This is a genomic window from Klebsiella sp. C360, from assembly GCF_048822415.1.
In the GTDB taxonomy this organism is placed as follows: Bacteria; Pseudomonadota; Gammaproteobacteria; order Enterobacterales; family Enterobacteriaceae; genus Klebsiella; species Klebsiella quasipneumoniae.
On the sequence record NZ_JBMEZZ010000050.1, the window covers coordinates 1 to 1,337 of the forward strand.

Below are 1,337 nucleotides of genomic sequence, written 5' to 3' on the forward strand. Positions count from 1 at the left end.
TTAATGAGATGGTCACTCCCTCCTTCCCAGTACTATGCTGAGGACAGCCTTTCATTCGGAGAACCATCATGGAAAACATTGCGCTTATTGGTATCGATCTGGGTAAGAACTCTTTCCATATTCATTGTCAGGATCATCGTGGGAAGGCCGTTTACCGTAAAAAATTCACCCGACCAAAGCTAATCGAATTTCTGGCGACATGCCCGGCAACAACCATCGCGATGGAAGCCTGTGGCGGTTCTCACTTTATGGCACGCAAGCTGGCAGAGTTAGGGCATTTTCCAAAGCTGATATCACCGCAATTTGTCCGCCCATTCGTTAAAAGCAACAAAAATGACTTCGTTGATGCTGAAGCTATCTGTGAAGCAGCATCACGTCCATCTATGCGTTTCGTGCAGCCCAGAACCGAATCTCAGCAGGCAATGCGAGCTCTGCATCGTGTCCGTGAATCCCTGGTTCAGGATAAGGTGAAAACAACTAATCAGATGCATGCTTTTCTGCTGGAATTTGGTATCAGCGTTCCGCGAGGTGCTGCCGTTATTAGTCGACTGAGTACCCTTCTTGAGGACAGTAGTTTGCCTCTTTATCTCAGCCAGTTACTGCTGAAATTACAACAGCATTATCACTATCTTGTTGAGCAGATTAAAGATCTGGAATCTCAGTTGAAACGAAAGTTGGACGAAGATGAGGTTGGACAGCGCTTGCTGAGTATTCCCTGCGTTGGAACGCTGACTGCCAGTACTATTTCAACTGAGATTGGCGACGGGAAGCAGTACGCCAGCAGCCGTGACTTTGCGGCGGCAACAGGGCTGGTACCCCGACAGTACAGCACGGGAGGTCGGACGACATTGTTAGGGATTAGCAAGCGGGGCAACAAAAAGATCCGAACTTTGTTGGTTCAGTGTGCCAGGGTATTCATACAAAAACTGGAACACCAGTCTGGCAAGTTGGCCGACTGGGTCAGGGAGTTGTTGTGTCGGAAAAGCAACTTTGTCGTCACCTGTGCTCTGGCAAACAAGCTGGCCAGAATAGCCTGGGCACTGACGGCGCGACAGCAAACTTACGAAGCATAAAGGCAGAAATACACCAGTTTAAACAATCATTCATCTGGTTTTGCGAATACTGATATTGATGATACTAACGGCCCACCGGCCTGTTGAGGAACCTGTAAAACGGAAAGGCTCATTGAAGCCGTATATTTTCTGGAGGTTCATCAGGCGCGGAACTCATCGAGGCGCGGGAATAAAATCCCATTCAGACGCCGGATAGATTCAAGCAAGCCAACTTGTCGTCAAAATCGGTGTTGCAAAAACGGGAGTGACCATAGATTCCGTTTT

1 protein-coding gene is annotated in these 1,337 nt (G+C 48.3%); it reads left to right on the forward strand.

Going from position 1 to position 1,337, the window contains the following annotated elements:
* Positions 1 to 68 precede the first annotated feature (68 nt).
* On the forward strand, positions 69 to 1,073 hold the full coding sequence (locus ACOI7D_RS27770) for an IS110-like element IS5075 family transposase (RefSeq protein ID WP_000427614.1): 1,005 nt from the start codon (positions 69 to 71) through the stop codon (positions 1,071 to 1,073).
* Positions 1,074 to 1,337: the final 264 nt, after the last annotated feature.

Bases quoted from the DNA above. Each gene is read 5' to 3' on its own strand.
- ACOI7D_RS27770 (WP_000427614.1), top strand. From the start codon at position 69: ATGGAAAACATTGCGCTTATTGGTATCGATCTGGGTAAGAACTCTTTC.